Annotated in this window: 11 protein-coding genes; 8 read left to right on the forward strand and 3 right to left on the reverse strand. The window is 73.0% G+C overall.

Annotated elements, in window-relative coordinates:
* Positions 1–48 precede the first annotated feature (48 nt).
* Positions 49–498 carry a MarR family winged helix-turn-helix transcriptional regulator gene (locus tag ACH414_RS21660; protein WP_382536322.1) on the forward strand — a complete coding sequence of 150 codons (450 nt, stop codon included), beginning with the start codon at positions 49–51 and terminating at the stop codon, positions 496–498.
* Between the two features lie 47 nt (positions 499–545).
* On the opposite strand, the gene ACH414_RS21665 is transcribed toward ACH414_RS21660, so the two are convergent.
* Complete coding sequence (locus ACH414_RS21665; protein WP_398942952.1) at positions 546–1,271, reverse strand: SDR family NAD(P)-dependent oxidoreductase; 726 nt, start codon at positions 1,269–1,271, stop codon at positions 546–548.
* Positions 1,272–1,376: 105 nt separating this feature from the next.
* Here ACH414_RS21665 and ACH414_RS21670 point away from each other — a divergent pair, with 105 nt between their 5' ends.
* Positions 1,377–2,216: a LysR family transcriptional regulator gene (locus ACH414_RS21670; RefSeq protein ID WP_398942954.1), complete on the forward strand. Its 840-nt coding sequence runs from the start codon at positions 1,377–1,379 to the stop codon at positions 2,214–2,216.
* Between the two features lie 69 nt (positions 2,217–2,285).
* On the forward strand, positions 2,286–2,903 hold the full coding sequence (locus ACH414_RS21675; protein WP_391767964.1) for a LysE family translocator: 618 nt from the start codon (positions 2,286–2,288) through the stop codon (positions 2,901–2,903).
* Positions 2,904–2,922: 19 nt separating this feature from the next.
* Here ACH414_RS21675 and ACH414_RS21680 read toward each other — a convergent pair whose 3' ends face one another.
* Both ACH414_RS21680 and ACH414_RS21685 read right to left on the reverse strand, forming a co-directional pair.
* Positions 2,923–5,388 carry a discoidin domain-containing protein gene (locus ACH414_RS21680; RefSeq protein WP_398942957.1) on the reverse strand — a complete coding sequence of 822 codons (2,466 nt, stop codon included), beginning with the start codon at positions 5,386–5,388 and terminating at the stop codon, positions 2,923–2,925.
* A gap of 120 nt (positions 5,389–5,508) precedes the next feature.
* The gene (locus ACH414_RS21685; RefSeq protein WP_398942959.1) at positions 5,509–6,534 is read right to left on the reverse strand and encodes a LacI family DNA-binding transcriptional regulator; all 1,026 of its coding nucleotides are present in this window, start codon (positions 6,532–6,534) and stop codon (positions 5,509–5,511) included.
* Positions 6,535–6,808: 274 nt separating this feature from the next.
* Here ACH414_RS21685 and ACH414_RS21690 point away from each other — a divergent pair, with 274 nt between their 5' ends.
* The 5 genes from ACH414_RS21690 (at position 6,809) to ACH414_RS21710 (ending at position 14,319) form a co-directional block, all read left to right on the forward strand.
* A complete protein-coding gene (locus tag ACH414_RS21690; RefSeq protein WP_398942960.1) occupies positions 6,809–8,101 on the forward strand; it encodes an ABC transporter substrate-binding protein in 1,293 nt (430 codons plus the stop codon).
* Between the two features lie 8 nt (positions 8,102–8,109).
* Entirely contained in the window at positions 8,110–8,988 is an 879-nt protein-coding gene (locus tag ACH414_RS21695; RefSeq protein WP_398942962.1) for a carbohydrate ABC transporter permease, read from the forward strand.
* A gap of 4 nt (positions 8,989–8,992) precedes the next feature.
* Positions 8,993–9,832: a carbohydrate ABC transporter permease gene (locus ACH414_RS21700; RefSeq protein WP_382536298.1), complete on the forward strand. Its 840-nt coding sequence runs from the start codon at positions 8,993–8,995 to the stop codon at positions 9,830–9,832.
* Between the two features lie 49 nt (positions 9,833–9,881).
* Entirely contained in the window at positions 9,882–11,183 is a 1,302-nt protein-coding gene (locus ACH414_RS21705; RefSeq protein ID WP_382536295.1) for a glycosyl hydrolase, read from the forward strand.
* A 103-nt stretch (positions 11,184–11,286) separates the two neighbouring features.
* Entirely contained in the window at positions 11,287–14,319 is a 3,033-nt protein-coding gene (locus ACH414_RS21710) for an alpha-mannosidase (RefSeq protein ID WP_398942965.1), read from the forward strand.
* Positions 14,320–14,654 lie beyond the last annotated feature (335 nt).

Consider the following 14,654-nt stretch of genomic DNA (forward strand, 5'->3'; position numbering starts at 1 on the left):
TTGTCGTCAACAGTTGTCAGTGACACTCGTTTGCTTCATGCTGGACCCATGGACGAACCCTGGATGCGCGGACTGCACTCCGACAGCGGCTATCTGCTCTACCGACTCGGCCTGCGCTCCGGGCAGCTCTTCAACACGGTGCTGCAGGAATCGGGCCTCCGGCTGCGCCACTACGCGCTGCTGCGCTACCTGGCCACCGTCGACGGCGCCCTCCAGCGCGAGTTGAGCACCCGCCTCGGCTACGACCCCAGCGCCATCGTGGGCCTCGTCGACGACCTCGAGGGCCTCGGCCTCGTCGAGCGCCGCCCCGCCCCGGGCGACCGGCGCAGCCGCATCGTGGTCCTCGTCCCGGCCGGCCGCGACTTCCTCCGCGACTCCGACCGCACCAGCCGCCGCGTCACCGACGAACTGCTCGAGCCGCTCACGGACGCCGAACGCACCCAGCTGCACGCACTGCTGCTGCGCGTCTCCGAGCCGGACAGCGCCGAAGGGCCGTAGCGCCCGGCACCCGCCGAGGCGCGACGGCCCGTCAGCCCGACCGCCCGTCACCAGGGCACGGTTCCGCCGTCGTCGAAGAAGCGGCCGGTCGGTCCGCCGGCGGGCAGGGTCGCGAGGCGAATCGCGATCGCCGCGCCCTGCCGGGCGGTGCGGACGCCCTGGAAGCCGTTGAGGTCGGTCGCGGTGAAGCCGGGGCAGCCGGAGTTGACCAGGATGCCGGTGTCGCCCAGCTCCTTGGCGTACTGGACGGTGACGGCGTTCAGGAAGGTCTTGGACGCCAGGTACGCGGCGGGAACCGGGCCCATGTCGACGCCCGGCGTGGTCTGCAGGGTGAGCGATCCGACACTGCTGGACATGTTCACGATCCGCGGTGCCGCAGAGCGGCGCAGCAGGGGCAGCATCGCGTTGGTGACGCGGATGACGCCGATCACGTTGGTCTCCACGACGGCCCGCACCGTCGCGGGGTCGACCGTGCTGGGCGTCTGCGGCGTACGGCCCGTGATCGCCGCGTTGTTGACCAGGACGTCGAGTCCTCCGGCCCGCTCGGCGACCAGCTCGGCCGCGGCGCCCGCACTCGCGTCGTCCGCCACGTCGAGCGGAACGCCGAACGCGTCGACCCCGGCCGCGCGCAGCCTCTCCACCGCGAGCTCGCGGCGCCGCCGGTCCCGCGCGCCCACACCGACGCGCCAGCCGAGCGCGCCGAGACCGGCCGCGATCTCGTATCCGATTCCCTTGTTCGCGCCGGTCACCAGCGCGATCCTCTGTTCACTCATGCCGTCGAGCGTGGTCCGGGCCCCGCCAAGACGTCCAAGACCGGCTGGGTCGGCGGCGATACCGCACCGATATCGCCCCTGGTGGGCGCCGGATACGATGACGCGGTGGAGACGCGGGAGCTACGGTACTTCGTCGCCGTCGCGGAGGAGTTGCACTTCGGGCGGGCGGCCCAGCGGCTCGCCATGGCGCAACCGCCGCTGTCGCGGGCGATCCAGCGGCTGGAGCGGCGGCTCGGAGTGGTCCTGCTGCACCGCACCCCCCGGGCGGTCACCCTGACCGAGGCCGGTTCGGTCCTCCTGCGGGAGGCCCGGACGGCGCTCGACGCGATCGAGGCCGCCGAGCGCCGCACCCGCCGCGCAGCCGCCGGACCGCCCGGCGTGGTGCTGGCCACGAAGGCCGGAGCCGCCGGCGAACTGCTGTCGAAGCTGCTGGACGCCTACGCCGCCGAGCCCGGCGCGGTCGCCGTCGAGGTCGTGCTGTGCGGGCCCGGCGAGCAGGAAGGGCTGCTGCGCGAGGGGCGGGCCGATGTCGCCCTGCTCCAGCGGCCCTTCGACACGACGGCCGGGCTCGACACCGAGGAGCTGCACACCGAACAGCAGGTCGTGGTCCTGCCCGCCGGACACCCCCTGGCCGACCGCCCCCGGCTTTCGATGGCCGAGGTCACCACCCTGACGGAGCTGCCCCTGCCCCGCTGGCCCCGACGGGGCGGCGGCTATCCGGACGGGCCCGGCCCCCGGGTGCGCGACCACACCCAGCTGTTCCAGCTGATCGCCCTCGGCCGGGCCTGCGCGCTCGTCCCCGAGTCCCTCGGGGCCCAGCTGCGCGACGCCCATGCCACGGTGCCGGTGCCGGACGCACCGGCCGTCACGACCGTCATCGCCTGGCCACCCCACAGCAGGTCCCGGGCCGTCGCCGACCTGGTCCGCACCGCGACCCGCCTCTAGGCCGTGTCCGGAAGGCGGCGCCGTCCGCCTCCCGCGCCACCCGGGTCGTGCGGGTGGCAGACTCGCCCCATGGGCTTCGAACTTCTCGCGGCGACGGGTGTGCTCGCGCTCCTGACGATGGTCCCGGGACCGGACATGGCGATCGTGACCCGCAGGGCCGTGGCCGTCGGACGGCGCGACGGACTCCTGACCGTCGGGGGCATCGCCAGCGGGCTGCTGGTCTGGGGCGTCCTCGCGGTGGCCGGACTCGCCGCCGTCCTCGCGGCCTCGGCCGCCGCGTACACCGTCGTGAAGTTGGTCGGCGCCGCCTACCTGGTCGTGCTGGGGGCGCGGGCGCTGTGGCGGAGCAGGCGCGGCGGGGCGGCGGCGCCCGTGGACGCGCCGCCGCCCGCCGGCCACCCGTGGCGGACGGGCCTGGTCGGCAACGTGCTCAACCCGAAGATCGCCGTCTTCTACACGGGACTGCTGCCGACCCTCGCCCCGTCCGGGCTCTCTCCGCACACCGGAATGGCCCTGCTCGTGCTGATCCATGTGGCGCTCACGGGCGTCTGGCTCTCCGGCTACGTGCTGTTGCTCGCCGGCGCCCGCTCCTTCTTCGCCCGGCCCGGGGTGCGGGGCGCCATGGAGCGGATCACCGGTGTGGTCCTGATCGGCTTCGGGCTGAAGGTCGCCACCGCCCAGCCCTGAGGCCGGCGCGGCCGGGCCGTCAGGAGCCCCAGGCCTCGAACTCGTAGATGCGAGCCGCCGGATCGGTGGTCTGCGTCGGTGTGGTGACCACCAGGCGGAGATGGCGGGCGGTCAGGGCGACCGGGTGGGTCGTGGTCGCCGCCGTGTTGCCCGTGACGGTGACGGCGGTGGTCCAGGCGGCGCTGGTGCTGTCACGGACCTCGATACGGAAGTCCCGGGTGTTCCAGCTCGCGCTCTCGCCGCCCGCAGCCGCGTGCTTCACCACGAAGCGGGTCAGTGCCCGGGGCGAACCGAGGTCCACCTCCAGCCACTTGGCCGAGGTCGTCGTGCACCACTTGTCGGCGTTGCCGCCCGAGACGCTGCCGTTGACCGCCTTGGCCGGCGTCTCGGAGGTGTTGCACTGGCCGGAGGCCGTCGCGGGCCGGTTCAGCGCCAGATCGGCCTCGGCGGTCGCGGACCAGGTGACCGTGGTGCTCGCGGCGGGGGAGCGGCCGAACTCGGTGGAGACGGCCTCGACGTCGAGCGTCGTCGTGGTCTCGGTGCCGACCCTCTCCAGCCTCGGCACGAAGTAGGCGTCGTTCGGGGTCGCGCCCAGGAAGGTGCGGCTTCCGTCGGGGTTGCGGCGGTACACCTCGTAGTGGTGGACGTCGCCGAGGGCGGAGGCGGTCCACCCGAGACGGAGCGACTTCACGGTGGTGCCGGAGTCCGTGGCGCCGAGGACCGTCGCGGCCGAGGGCGCGGCGGGCGCGTCCACCGCCCCGTCGTACAGGGCGAGTTCGCCCACCTTGATGTCGTACGACGAGGCGGTGCCGGTGGTCTGCAGCCCGATCTGGGCGACCGTGCGCCCGGCGTACCCCGACAGGTCGAGCACCTTGCGCTCCCAGCCCGCCGTCGTGGTGGAGCCGAGGTCGAGGGTGGTGAAGGCGGTCGGGGCGTCGGTGAAGGAGACCGCCGCCTTGAGCCGGGTCGGACCGGCGGACGGGGTCTTCACGGCGACCGACAGCCTGGTGTCGGCGGCCACGGGCAGCCGCGTCTGGTAGAGCCGTACGGTGTTCACCGCGTCCAGCGTTCCCGTCAGGCGCAGGGCGGACCCGCCCTCGTAGGCGTCGCCGAAGTCGATCGACGGCTTGAGCTTCGTGCCCGAGGACTGCACCAGCCAGCGGTAGGTGGGCGGCACGTCCTGGAGGGAGAGGTTGTTCCAGCCCGCGCCGGACACCCTGACCCCGCCCGAGTGGTAGAAGTCGCCCTGCCCGGCGTCGAAGTGGGTGACGAACGGCTTGGCGGTCACCGGCGAGGACTCGGCGACGTACTGCGCGAGTCCCTTCCAGGACGAGGAGGTCGTGGTGTCGGACGGGTCGCCGTTGGCGCCGTCCCAGTAGCGCGCCTCGCGGGCGACGGCGTCGGCCCGGTCGGCGGCGGACTTCCACGTCCACTCGGGGCGGTAGAGCCCGAGCGAGGTGGTGTGCGGCCGGCCGGCGGGGAAGAGCGCGTCCCAGTCGACGCTCGTGTTGTAGCCGTTGGACTCGGTGTCCACACCGCTGAACAGCTCGTACTCGCCGCGCCCCAGTCCGCGGGCCAGGGTGCGGGAGGAACCCAGCCCGGCGGCACTCCAGTTGAAGTTGAGGAACACCGAGTCGCTGGTGCGGAGCGAGCCCTCCTGGAGGAAGGCGTCGTTGGCGGAGGTCAGCGCGTTCTGCCAGCTGACCGAACCGGACTCGGTCATCGCGTCGTACCACATGAACTCGACCGGGCCGAGCGAGCGCGCGTACCGCAGGGTGTTGCGCACCTCGGTCGCGAGGGCCGAATCTCCCCCGGCCGTCTCCTGGTTGACGAACCAGCCGTCGAAGCCGTAGTGCCGCGCGACCTGGGCCAGCTTGTCGGCGACGGGGTAGCGGGTGCCGGACTTCTGCGTGAAGTCGCGCACCCACTGGAGCTGGCCGCCGTACGCGGTGGGCGGGAAGAACACCGTGCCGTAGACCTTCACCCCGTTGCGGTGGGCGGCGTCGATCACGGTCGGGTTCGGTGCCAGGATCAGCCCCTCGCCGGCCGAACCGCCCCAGAACACCAGCGTGTCCACGTACTGCCAGTGCCCGAAGGCGTAGTAGTTCGGGTCGGCCGAGCCCTGGGAGGGGTTGTTCGAGGTGGGCGCGAACGAGACCAGGGAGACGACCTTGCCCTCGCCCGTGCGGGAGTTGGCGTTGGCCTTGAGCGCCGGATCGGAGACCCGCGGCCTCAGCGGGACGCGGGAGCGGTTGAACCGGGCGTCGGGATCGGTCGAGGGGTCCCAGTTCAGGAGGGAGTTCGGGTACCAGTAGGAGGCGTAGGGCTGGCTGCCCGAGGCGGCGGGGGCGGCGGGGGCGGAGACAACGTTGTCGGGAGTCGAGGCGGACGCCGAGGTGGACGCCGAGGCGCCGGGTGCGGAAGTGAGGCCGAGGGCGGCCGCGGACAGGGCCGCGGCCAGGAGGAGATGCAGGGGTCGTCTCATCGGAGCTCCGGTCCAGCTGAGGGGGAAGGGGCTGGTGGTGCCGGTGGCGCGATGGTGCGGGGTCGGTCCGGAGCGGAGGCTAAAGTGCTTTAGCGACCAGGGTCAAGAGGGCCGCCGGGGTCAGCTGCCGGGCGGGGTCGTGCTCTCGCGGACGGTGAGCCGGGGGGTCGGGTTCCGGACGTCCCGGGCCGAGGCGGGGTCGTCGACCTGGGCCAGCAGCGCCGTCGCGACCTGCTCGCCGAGCGCGAAGGTGTCCCGGGACAGGGCCGTGAGCGAGGGGTGGACGATCCGGGTGAGGGCCGAGTCGTCGAAGGAGACGATCGAGAGATCGCCGGGGACCGCGACCCCCATCTCGGTGGCGACGCCGAGCCCCGCGACCGCCATGACGTCGCTGTCGTAGACGATCGCGGTGGGCCGCTGCCGCCCCGGGCGGGCGAGCAGGGTCCGGGTGGCCGCCGCGCCCTCCGCGTCGCTGAAGTCGGTCGGCACGGAGACGGCTTCGGTCAGGCCGAGCCTGCGCGCCGCGTCCCGCACCGCCCGGATCCGGCGCTGGGTGTGCTGGAAGGAGGGCAGTCCGGCGAGATGGGCGATCCGGTGGTGGCCGAGGGCCGCGAGGTACTCGACGATCGAGGTCATCGCCTCGCGGTCGTCGGCCCAGACGGCGGGCAGCCGCCCGTGCCGGCCGGGACCGCCGAGCACCACCGTCGGCACGCCGAGCTCCTCGAGGACCGGGATGCGCGGGTCGCGCACCTGGAGGTCGACGAGGACGAAGCCGTCCACCCGGTGCTCGGAGGTCCACCGCCGGTAGACCTCGATCTCGGCGGCGGTGTCCTCGACGACGAGCAGCTGCAGCGCGGTGCCGCGGCCCGAGAGCGCGGCCTGGATTCCGGAGAGCAGATGGCTGAAGAAGGGTTCGAGGCCGATGGTGCGCGCGGGGCGGGCGAGCACCAGGCCGACGGCCCCGGCGCGGGCCCCGCCCAGCGCGCGGGCGGCGCTGTGCGGTCGCCAGTTCATCCGCTCCGCCACCTGCAGGATCCGCTCCCGGGTCGCCTCGCTCACCCCCGGGCGCCCGTTGAGCGCGAAGGAGACGGCGCCCTTGGAGACGCCGGCCTCCCTGGCGATGTCGGCGATGGTCGGTCTGGCCACCGGACGCCCTCCCTGATCGGCCGATTCCGCATGCTCCCTTGACAGCGGAGTCTAGCCGGGAGCATAGTCCCGCATCGCTAGACCGGTTTAGTCAAGCTCCAGTCAGGACACGACACCCACGGCGCGACGACACATGCGCGACGACACATGCGTGACGACGCAGGCGCGACGACACATGCGCGCCGACGCAGCCACGCCGCCAAGGACGCGACGGCCTCCAAGGCGCGACACACCAGACCCTCCCTGCACCATCGATCAGCAAGGAGACACCCTCGTGCGAGTCATACGGAGAGGCCGCTGGGCCCGTTGGACGGCGATCGCGGTGGCGGCGGTGACCCTCGCGGGCTGCGGCCTCGGCGGCGCCGAGGACTCCGGCGCCCCCGGCCCGGTGGCCGGCGGCGAGGTGAAGGGCAAGGTCTCCCTCCAGACCTGGGCCCTCAAGCCGAAGTTCACGTCCTACATGGAGGGCGTGATCGCGGGCTTCGAGAAGAAGTACCCGGGCGTCGAGGTCGACTGGCTCGACCAGCCGGGCGAGGGCTACTCCGAGAAGGTCCTCAGCCAGTCGGCCGGCGGCACCCTCCCCGACGTCGTCAACCTGCCCCCGGACTTCGCCCTGCCGCTGGTCAGGCAGAACCTGCTGCTCGACATCGCGGGCGCCGACAAGTCCGCCGCCGCCGACTACGTCAAGGGCGGTCTCGACGCCTACCGCTTCCCCGGCCACGAGGGCACCTACGGCTACCCCTGGTACCTCAACACCGACGTCAACTACTGGAACTCCGAGCTGCTCACCACCTACGGCCTCGACCCGAAGAAGCCGCCGGCCACCCTCGACGAGCTGGTGGCGGCCGCCCGTACCGTCAAGGCGAAGTCCGGCGGCCGGACGTATCTGATGAGCCGCAAGCCCAACCTCATGGACCTCGCCAACGCCGGCGTCCCCCTCATGTCCGCGGACGGGCGCAGCTTCACCTTCAACACCCCCGAGGCCGCCGCCGTCCTCGACACCTACCGCGCGGCCTTCAAGGAGGGCCTGCTCCCCAAGGACGTGCTGACCGAGACCTACGCCGGGAACACCAAGCTGTTCTCCTCCGGCACCGCCGCCTGGACCACCGCCGGCGCCAACTACATCACCAGCCTCGCCACCGACAACCCGACGCTGGCCCCCAAGGTGGTCTCCTCGCCGGCCATGGGCACCCCGCCGCTGTACGTCCAGGGCCTGTCCGTCCCCCGGTCCACCAAGAACCCCACCGCGGCCCTCGCGCTCGCCCGCTGGGTGACCAACCCCGTCAACCAGGCCGCCTTCGCCCACGAGACCAGCATCTTCCCCTCCACAACCGCCTCCGCCGCCGACCCCTTCTTCAGCAAGAGCGACGGCACCAACGCCGCCGACGCCAAGGTCACCGCCTTCCGCTCGCTGGCCTCCGCGCGCGTCCTCGAACCCGTCCAGGCCAACGACGCCGTCAAGACGGTCGTCAACCAGCAGATCGCCCTCGCCATCAGCGGCCAGGCCGGATCCAAGGAGGCCCTGGACACGGCGGTCGCCCGCGCCAACCAGCTCATCAAGGACTAGACCCTCCGATGACGCTGACGCACCGGCGCTGGTTCACGCCCTGGCTGCTCGCCGCTCCCGCCCTGGTCTGGCTCGCCGTCTTCAACCTGTGGCCCGCGGTCAACACGCTGATCCTGTCCTTCACGAGCGCCAGACCGCTCGGCGGAGGCCGCTACACCGGACTGGCCAACTACCGGCGGGCCCTGGACGACGCGCAGTTGACGGACGCCCTCGTGAACAGCGTCCTCTACCTCCTGGTCTGTCTGCCCCTGCTCACCCTGCTGCCGCTGCTGCTCGCCCTCCTGGTGGAGAAGAAGCTGCCCGGCATCACCTTCTTCCGCACCGCCTTCTACACCCCCGTCGTCGCCTCGGCCGTCGTCGTCGGCCTCGTCTGGGGCTGGGTGCTCGACGACCGGGGGCTGGTCAACGGCCTCCTGCAGCAGCTGGGCGCCGTCGACCGGCCGGTCTCCTTCCTCACCGACCGCTGGCTGCTGCTGTTCAGCGCCATCGCCCTCACCGTGTGGAAGGGGCTCGGCTACTACATGGTCATCTACCTCTCCGCGCTCGGAAACGTCGGGCGCGAGCTGCACGAGGCCGCCGCCGTCGACGGGGCAGGCGCCGTCCGCAGGTTCTGGCACGTCACCCTGCCCGGCGTACGCCCGGCGATGCTGCTGATCTCCGTCCTCATCTCGGTCTCCGCACTGCGGATCTTCTCCGAGCTGTACGTGCTCTCCAACGGCACCGGCGGGCCCGGCGGCCGCGACATGTCGGTGGTCATGCTCATCCAGCTGTACAGCCGCGGCTTCACCGGGCACATCGGCTACGCCTCCGCCCTCAGCGTGCTGCTCTTCGTCCTCACCGTCGGCCCGATGCTCTTCCTGGCCCGGCTCAACCGGAAGGCGGCCTGACCCCATGGCCCTGAGCCGCACCCCCTCCGCCGGCGAGAAGGCGGTGCGCTACCTGCTGCTCGTCCTCGTCCTGCTCCTCACCGTCGGCCCCTTCCTGTGGCAGCTGTCCACCTCGCTCAAGGGGCCCGCGGAGGACGTCTTCTCGCGCACCCCCCGGTTCCTGCCCGAGGACCCCACCCTCGACAACTACGCCAAGGTCGCCGACACCATCCCGGTGTGGACCTACGCGGCCAACTCGCTGGTCGTGGCCGCGATCGCGGTCCTCGGCAACGTCGTCGGCGCCACCCTCGCCGGCTACGCCCTGGCGCGGCTGAGGTTCCGGGGGGCCCGGCTCGCGCTCGGCCTCGTCGTCGCCGCCCTCGTGCTGCCCGGCGAGGTCACCATCGTCTCCCAGTACGTGACCGTCCGCAGCCTCGGCCTCACCGACACCCTCCTCGGGGTCGCCCTGCCCGGCGCGATCGCCATGCTCAACGTCCTCCTGATGTACACGGCCTTCCGGGCCGTGCCGCCCGAGCTCGACGCGGCCGCGCTCGTGGACGGCGCCAACGTCTGGCAGCGGCTCGTGCACGTGGGGCTGCCCAGCGTGCGCGGCATGCTGAGCGTCGTCGTCATCTTCACCTTCATCGGGGCCTGGGACGACTTCCTGTGGCCGCTGATCGTGCTCAACGACCCCGGGCGCTACACCCTCACGGTCGGACTCCAGTACCTCGACGGCACCTTCTCCGCCAACCCCCGCCAGATAGCCGCCGGCACCATGATCGCCTTCCTGCCGGTGGTCGCCGTCTTCGCGGTGCTCCAGCGCTTCTTCTTCAAGGGGGTCGAGGAGGGCGCGATCAAGGGATGACCCCCAGGGCCTGCCAGCACCCCTCCTTCACGAAGGAACCGCACCCCGCATGACGAATCGTCCGCTCCCTCCCGGCCCGCGCTTCGGCGTCAACTACACCCCCAGCCAGGGCTGGTTCCACCACTGGCTCGACTTCGACCTCGACGCCGTACGCGCCGACCTGGACTCCGTCGCCGCCCTCGGCCTCGACCACATCCGCGTCTTCCCGCTCTGGCCGCTCTTCCAGCCCAACCGCACCCTGATCCGCCCCCGTGCCGTCGAACAGCTCGGGCGCCTCGTCGACGCGGCCGGGGAACGCGGCCTCGACGTCGCCGTCGACGGCCTCCAGGGCCATCTCTCCAGCTTCGACTTCCTGCCCGCCTGGACGCAGACCTGGCACCGGCGCAACCTGTTCACCGACCCCGAGGTCCTCGACGGACAGAGCGCGTACCTGCGCACCCTCGCCGCCGCCCTCGCCGACCGGCCCAACTTCCTCGGCATGACCCTCGGCAACGAGATCAACCAGTTCTCCGGCGACCCCCACCCCGACCCCGACCGCGTCACGCCCGACCAGGCCGCGAGCTGGCTGCGGCGGATGCTCGCCGCCTGCGCGGAGGGCGCCCCCGGCCGGCTCCATCTGCACGCCGCGTACGACGCCGCCTGGTACCAGGACGGCCACCCCTTCACTCCCGCCCACGCCGCCCGGATCGGCGACGCCACCGCCGTCCACTCCTGGGTCTTCAACGGCACCGCCCAGCGCCACGGCCACGACTCGGTGCCCGTCGCACAGCACGCCGCCTACCTCGTGGAGCTCTCCAAGGCGTGGGCGAGCGACCCCCGCCGCCCCGTCTGGCTCCAGGAGGTCGGCGCCCCCGCCCCGCACATCCCCGCCGACCGCGCGGCCGAATTCACCCGTACGACCGTCGCCGCCGTGCTCGACTGCCCCGATCTGTGGGGTATCACGTGGTGGTGCTCCCACGACGTCGACCGCGCGCTCGCCGACTTCCCCGAACTGGAATACAGCCTCGGCCTGTTGACCAACGACCGCCGGGTCAAGCCGGCCGGCCGGGCGCTCGCCGACGCCGTCGCCGAGGCCCGCGCCGGCGCGCCCGCCCCGGCGCCCCGCGGCACGGCGCTCGTGCTCGACCTGCCCGAGGACGGCACGGCCGGACGCGCCGCGTGCGCCCCCGGCGGTCCCTACTTCGAGGCGTTCATGCGGCTCGCCGGGGACGGAGCCCGCCCCTCGGCGGTCCTCGCCGCGCGCGCCGACGACCCCGCGTACCTCGCGGCCCGCGGCATCACCGAGCTGGTCACCCTCCGCGACCTCGGCGCCCTCGACCCGCTCGGCGCCACCGTGCCCCCCGTCGCGTAGGCCGTGCCCGGACAGCGCCCGGCCCACTCCGCCCGGCCCGCACGAGCGCCGCGTCGCACCGCCCCCGCCCTCCGCCCCTCCCGCGATCCGGAGAGACCCCGCCATGCATGACGACCGCACCCTCGTCGAGAACCGGCTCAAGCGCGTCCTCGACGAACGCGTCCGCCCCGCCGTGTACCCCGAGTCCGTGCCCCTCCGGGTCGGCATCTGGACCGCCCCCGGCGAGCCCGTGCCCGTCGCCGAGGGGCTCGCCGCACCCAGGAGCCCGATCGCGGTCGGCGACGCCTGGGGCGCCCCCTGGGGCACCAGCTGGCTCACCGTCTCCGGCACCGTGCCCGAGACGTGGGCCGGCCGCACGGTCGAGGCGCTGATCGACCTCGGCTTCGACGCCAACATGCCCGGCTTCCAGTGCGAGGGCCTGGTCTACCGCCCCGACGGCAGCCCGGTGAAGGGCCTCAACCCGCGCAACCAGTGGGTGCGGATCGCGGACCGGGCGCGGGGCGGCGAGGAGGTGCTGCTGCACGTCGAGGCCGCCTCCAATCCGGTCATCCTCGACTACCACCCCTTCCTGCCCACCGACCTCGGCGAGAAGGACACGGCGGGCGACTCCCCGCAGTACCGGCTGGCCCGGATGGACCTCGCCGTCTTCGACGAGACGGTCTGGCAGCTCGTCGCCGACCTGGAGGTGCTCGGCGAGCTGATGGCCGAGCTCCCCGTCGAGGGCGCCCGCCGCTGGGAGATCCTGCGGGCCGTCGAGCGGGCCCTGGACGCGCTCGACCTCCAGGACGTGGGCGGCACGGCCGCCGCCGCCCGCGCCGAGCTCACCACCGTCCTCGCCTCGCCCGCCGAGCCCTCCGCGCACCGCATCAGCGCCGTCGGCCACGCCCACATCGACTCGGCCTGGCTGTGGCCGCTGCGCGAGACCGTGCGCAAGGTGGCGCGCACCACCGCCAACATGACCGCCCTCCTGGAGGACGAGCCCGACTTCGTCTACACGATGTCGCAGGCCCAGCAGTACGCGTGGATCAAGGAGCACCGGCCGGAGGTGTACGCCCGGGTCAAGAAGGCGGTCGCCGAGGGCCGCTTCGTCCCGGCCGGCGGCATGTGGGTCGAGTCCGACACCAACATGCCCTCCTCGGAGGCGATGGCCCGTCAGTTCGTGCACGGCAAGCGCTTCTTCATGGACGAGTTCGGCGTCGAGAACCAGGAGGCGTGGCTGCCCGACACCTTCGGCTTCGCCGGCGGGCTCCCGCAGATCATCAAGGAGGCCGGTTCGCAGTGGCTCCTCACCCAGAAGATCTCATGGAGCCAGGTCAACTCCTTCCCGCACCACACCTTCTGGTGGGAGGGCGTCGACGGCACCCGCGTCTACACCCACTTCCCGCCCATCGACACGTACAACTGCTCCATGCAGGGCAAGGAGATCGCCCACGCCGTCCGCAACTTCAAGGACAAGGGGCGCGCCTCGCACTCCATCGCCCCCACCGGCTGGGGCGACGGGGGCGGCGGCACCACCCGCGAGATGATCGCCAAGGCGGCCCGGCTGCGTGACCTGGAGGGCTCCGCCCGGGTGCGCTGGGAGCGGCCCGCCGAGTTCTTCGCCAAGGCGCAGGCCGAGTATCCCGACCCGCCCGTGTGGGTGGGGGAGCTGTACCTGGAGCTGCACCGGGCCACCCTCACCAGCCAGGCGCGGACCAAGCAGGGCAACCGGGCGAGCGAGAACCTGCTGCGCGAGGCCGAGCTGTGGTCCGCCACCGCCGCCGTCCGGACCGGACTGACCTACCCCTACGCCGAGTTGGACCGCATCTGGAAGACGGTGCTGCTGCACCAGTTCCATGACATCCTGCCCGGCTCCTCCATCGCCTGGGTACACCGCGAGGCGGAGCGCACCTACGCCGCGCTCGCCGAGGAGCTCACCGCGCTCGTCGATCGGGCCCAGCGGGCGCTCGCCGGGCAGGGAGGCGGCGAGGTCGTCTTCAACAGCGCCCCGCACGCGCGCGGCGGGGTCCCCGCCGGTGGCGCCCGGCGCGCCGACGCCCTGCGGGAGGCCCCCGGGCGCTGCACGGTCGAGCCGCGCCCCGGGGGCGGCTTCGTGCTCGGAAACGGGCTGCTGCGGGTCGTGGTCGACGCGCGCGGGCTCGTCGTCTCCGTCGTCGACCTGGCCACCGGCCGCGAGACGATCGCCCCCGGCGCCGCCGCCAACCTCCTCCAGCTCCACCCGGACTTCCCGAACATGTGGGACGCCTGGGACGTCGACCGCTTCTACCGCAACACCGTCACCGACCTCACCGGCGTCGACGAGCTGACCGTCACCGCCGACACGGCCACGGCGGTCGCCGTCCGCGTCACCCGCTCCTTCGGTTCCTCCCGGGCCGTCCAGACCCTCACCCTCGCGGCCGGCGCCCGGCGGCTCGACCTCGACACCGAGGTGGACTGGCACGAGACCGAGAAGTTCCTCAAGGCCGCCTTCCCGCTCGACCTGCACACCGACCGCTACGCCGCCGAGACGCAGTTCGGGCACCTCCACCGGCCCACCCACACCAACACCAGCTGGGAGGCCGCCAAGTTCGAGGCCTGCAACCACAAGTTCGTCCACTTCGAGGAGCCCGGCTGGGGCGTCGCCCTCGTCACCGCCTCCACGTACGGCCACGACGTCACCCGTACGGTGCGCACCGGCGACCACGGCACCACGACCACCGTCCGGGCCTCCCTGCTGCGCGCCCCGCGCTTCCCCGACCCGCACACCGACCAGGGCGTGCACCGCTTCCGGCACGCCCTCGTCCCGGGCGCGGCGATCGGCGACGCCGTCCGCGAGGGGTACCGGATCAACCAGCCCGAGCGGCGGGTGCCGGGCGGCACCGACGTGGTTCCGCTGGTGAGCGTGGCCGACCCGGCCGTGGTGCCGAGCGCGGTGAAGCTGGCCGACGACGGCAGCGGGGACGTCGTGGTCCGGCTCTACGAGTCCGGCGGCGGCCGCGTCCGCACCCGGCTCGCCGCCGGCTTCGCCCTCGCCGGGGCACGCCGCTGCGACCTCCTGGAGCGCCCGCGCGACGAGGAGGTGCGGGTGGAGGGCGACGAGGTCCTCATCGAACTGCGGCCCTTCCAGCTGGTGACACTGCGGCTGAGGCGGGCTTGAGGCGGGCCTGAAAGGGGTCCGATCCCGGCCCGATCCGGGCCTGAGCCGGCCCTGAATGGGGTCTGATCCCGGCCTGAGCCGGGCCTGGGCCGGGCCTGGGCCGGGCCTGAGCCGGGCCCGATCCCGGCCCGAACCCGCCCTGAGCCGGGCCTGGATCGGGTCCGGCCCGGTCCCGGCCCGCGCCCGGCCGTCGGGGATTCCTCTGGCCACCAGGGGCTACCCCGCCGGGGACTCCCCTGGCCACCAGGGGTTACCCCGCCGGGGATTCCCCTGGCCACCAGGGGTTACCCCTGGTCACGGAGCGCCCCGCCCCCTACTCTTGCGCCCTGATCCGT

The sequence above is a fragment of the Streptomyces sp. NPDC020422 genome (assembly GCF_044386705.1).
In the GTDB taxonomy this organism is placed as follows: Bacteria; Actinomycetota; Actinomycetes; order Streptomycetales; family Streptomycetaceae; genus Streptomyces.

What these genes read in the sequence shown, in the direction of transcription:
- ACH414_RS21680 (WP_398942957.1), bottom strand. Translation starts at nt 5,388, where the DNA reads ATGAGACGACCCCTGCATCTCCTCCTGGCCGCGGCCCTGTCCGCGGCC.
- ACH414_RS21660 (WP_382536322.1), top strand. Translation starts at nt 49, where the DNA reads ATGGACGAACCCTGGATGCGCGGACTGCACTCCGACAGCGGCTATCTG.
- ACH414_RS21700 (WP_382536298.1), top strand. Translation starts at nt 8,993, where the DNA reads ATGGCCCTGAGCCGCACCCCCTCCGCCGGCGAGAAGGCGGTGCGCTAC.
- ACH414_RS21675 (WP_391767964.1), top strand. Translation starts at nt 2,286, where the DNA reads ATGGGCTTCGAACTTCTCGCGGCGACGGGTGTGCTCGCGCTCCTGACG.
- ACH414_RS21695 (WP_398942962.1), top strand. Translation starts at nt 8,110, where the DNA reads ATGACGCTGACGCACCGGCGCTGGTTCACGCCCTGGCTGCTCGCCGCT.
- ACH414_RS21665 (WP_398942952.1), bottom strand. Translation starts at nt 1,271, where the DNA reads ATGAGTGAACAGAGGATCGCGCTGGTGACCGGCGCGAACAAGGGAATC.
- ACH414_RS21710 (WP_398942965.1), top strand. Translation starts at nt 11,287, where the DNA reads ATGCATGACGACCGCACCCTCGTCGAGAACCGGCTCAAGCGCGTCCTC.
- ACH414_RS21705 (WP_382536295.1), top strand. Translation starts at nt 9,882, where the DNA reads ATGACGAATCGTCCGCTCCCTCCCGGCCCGCGCTTCGGCGTCAACTAC.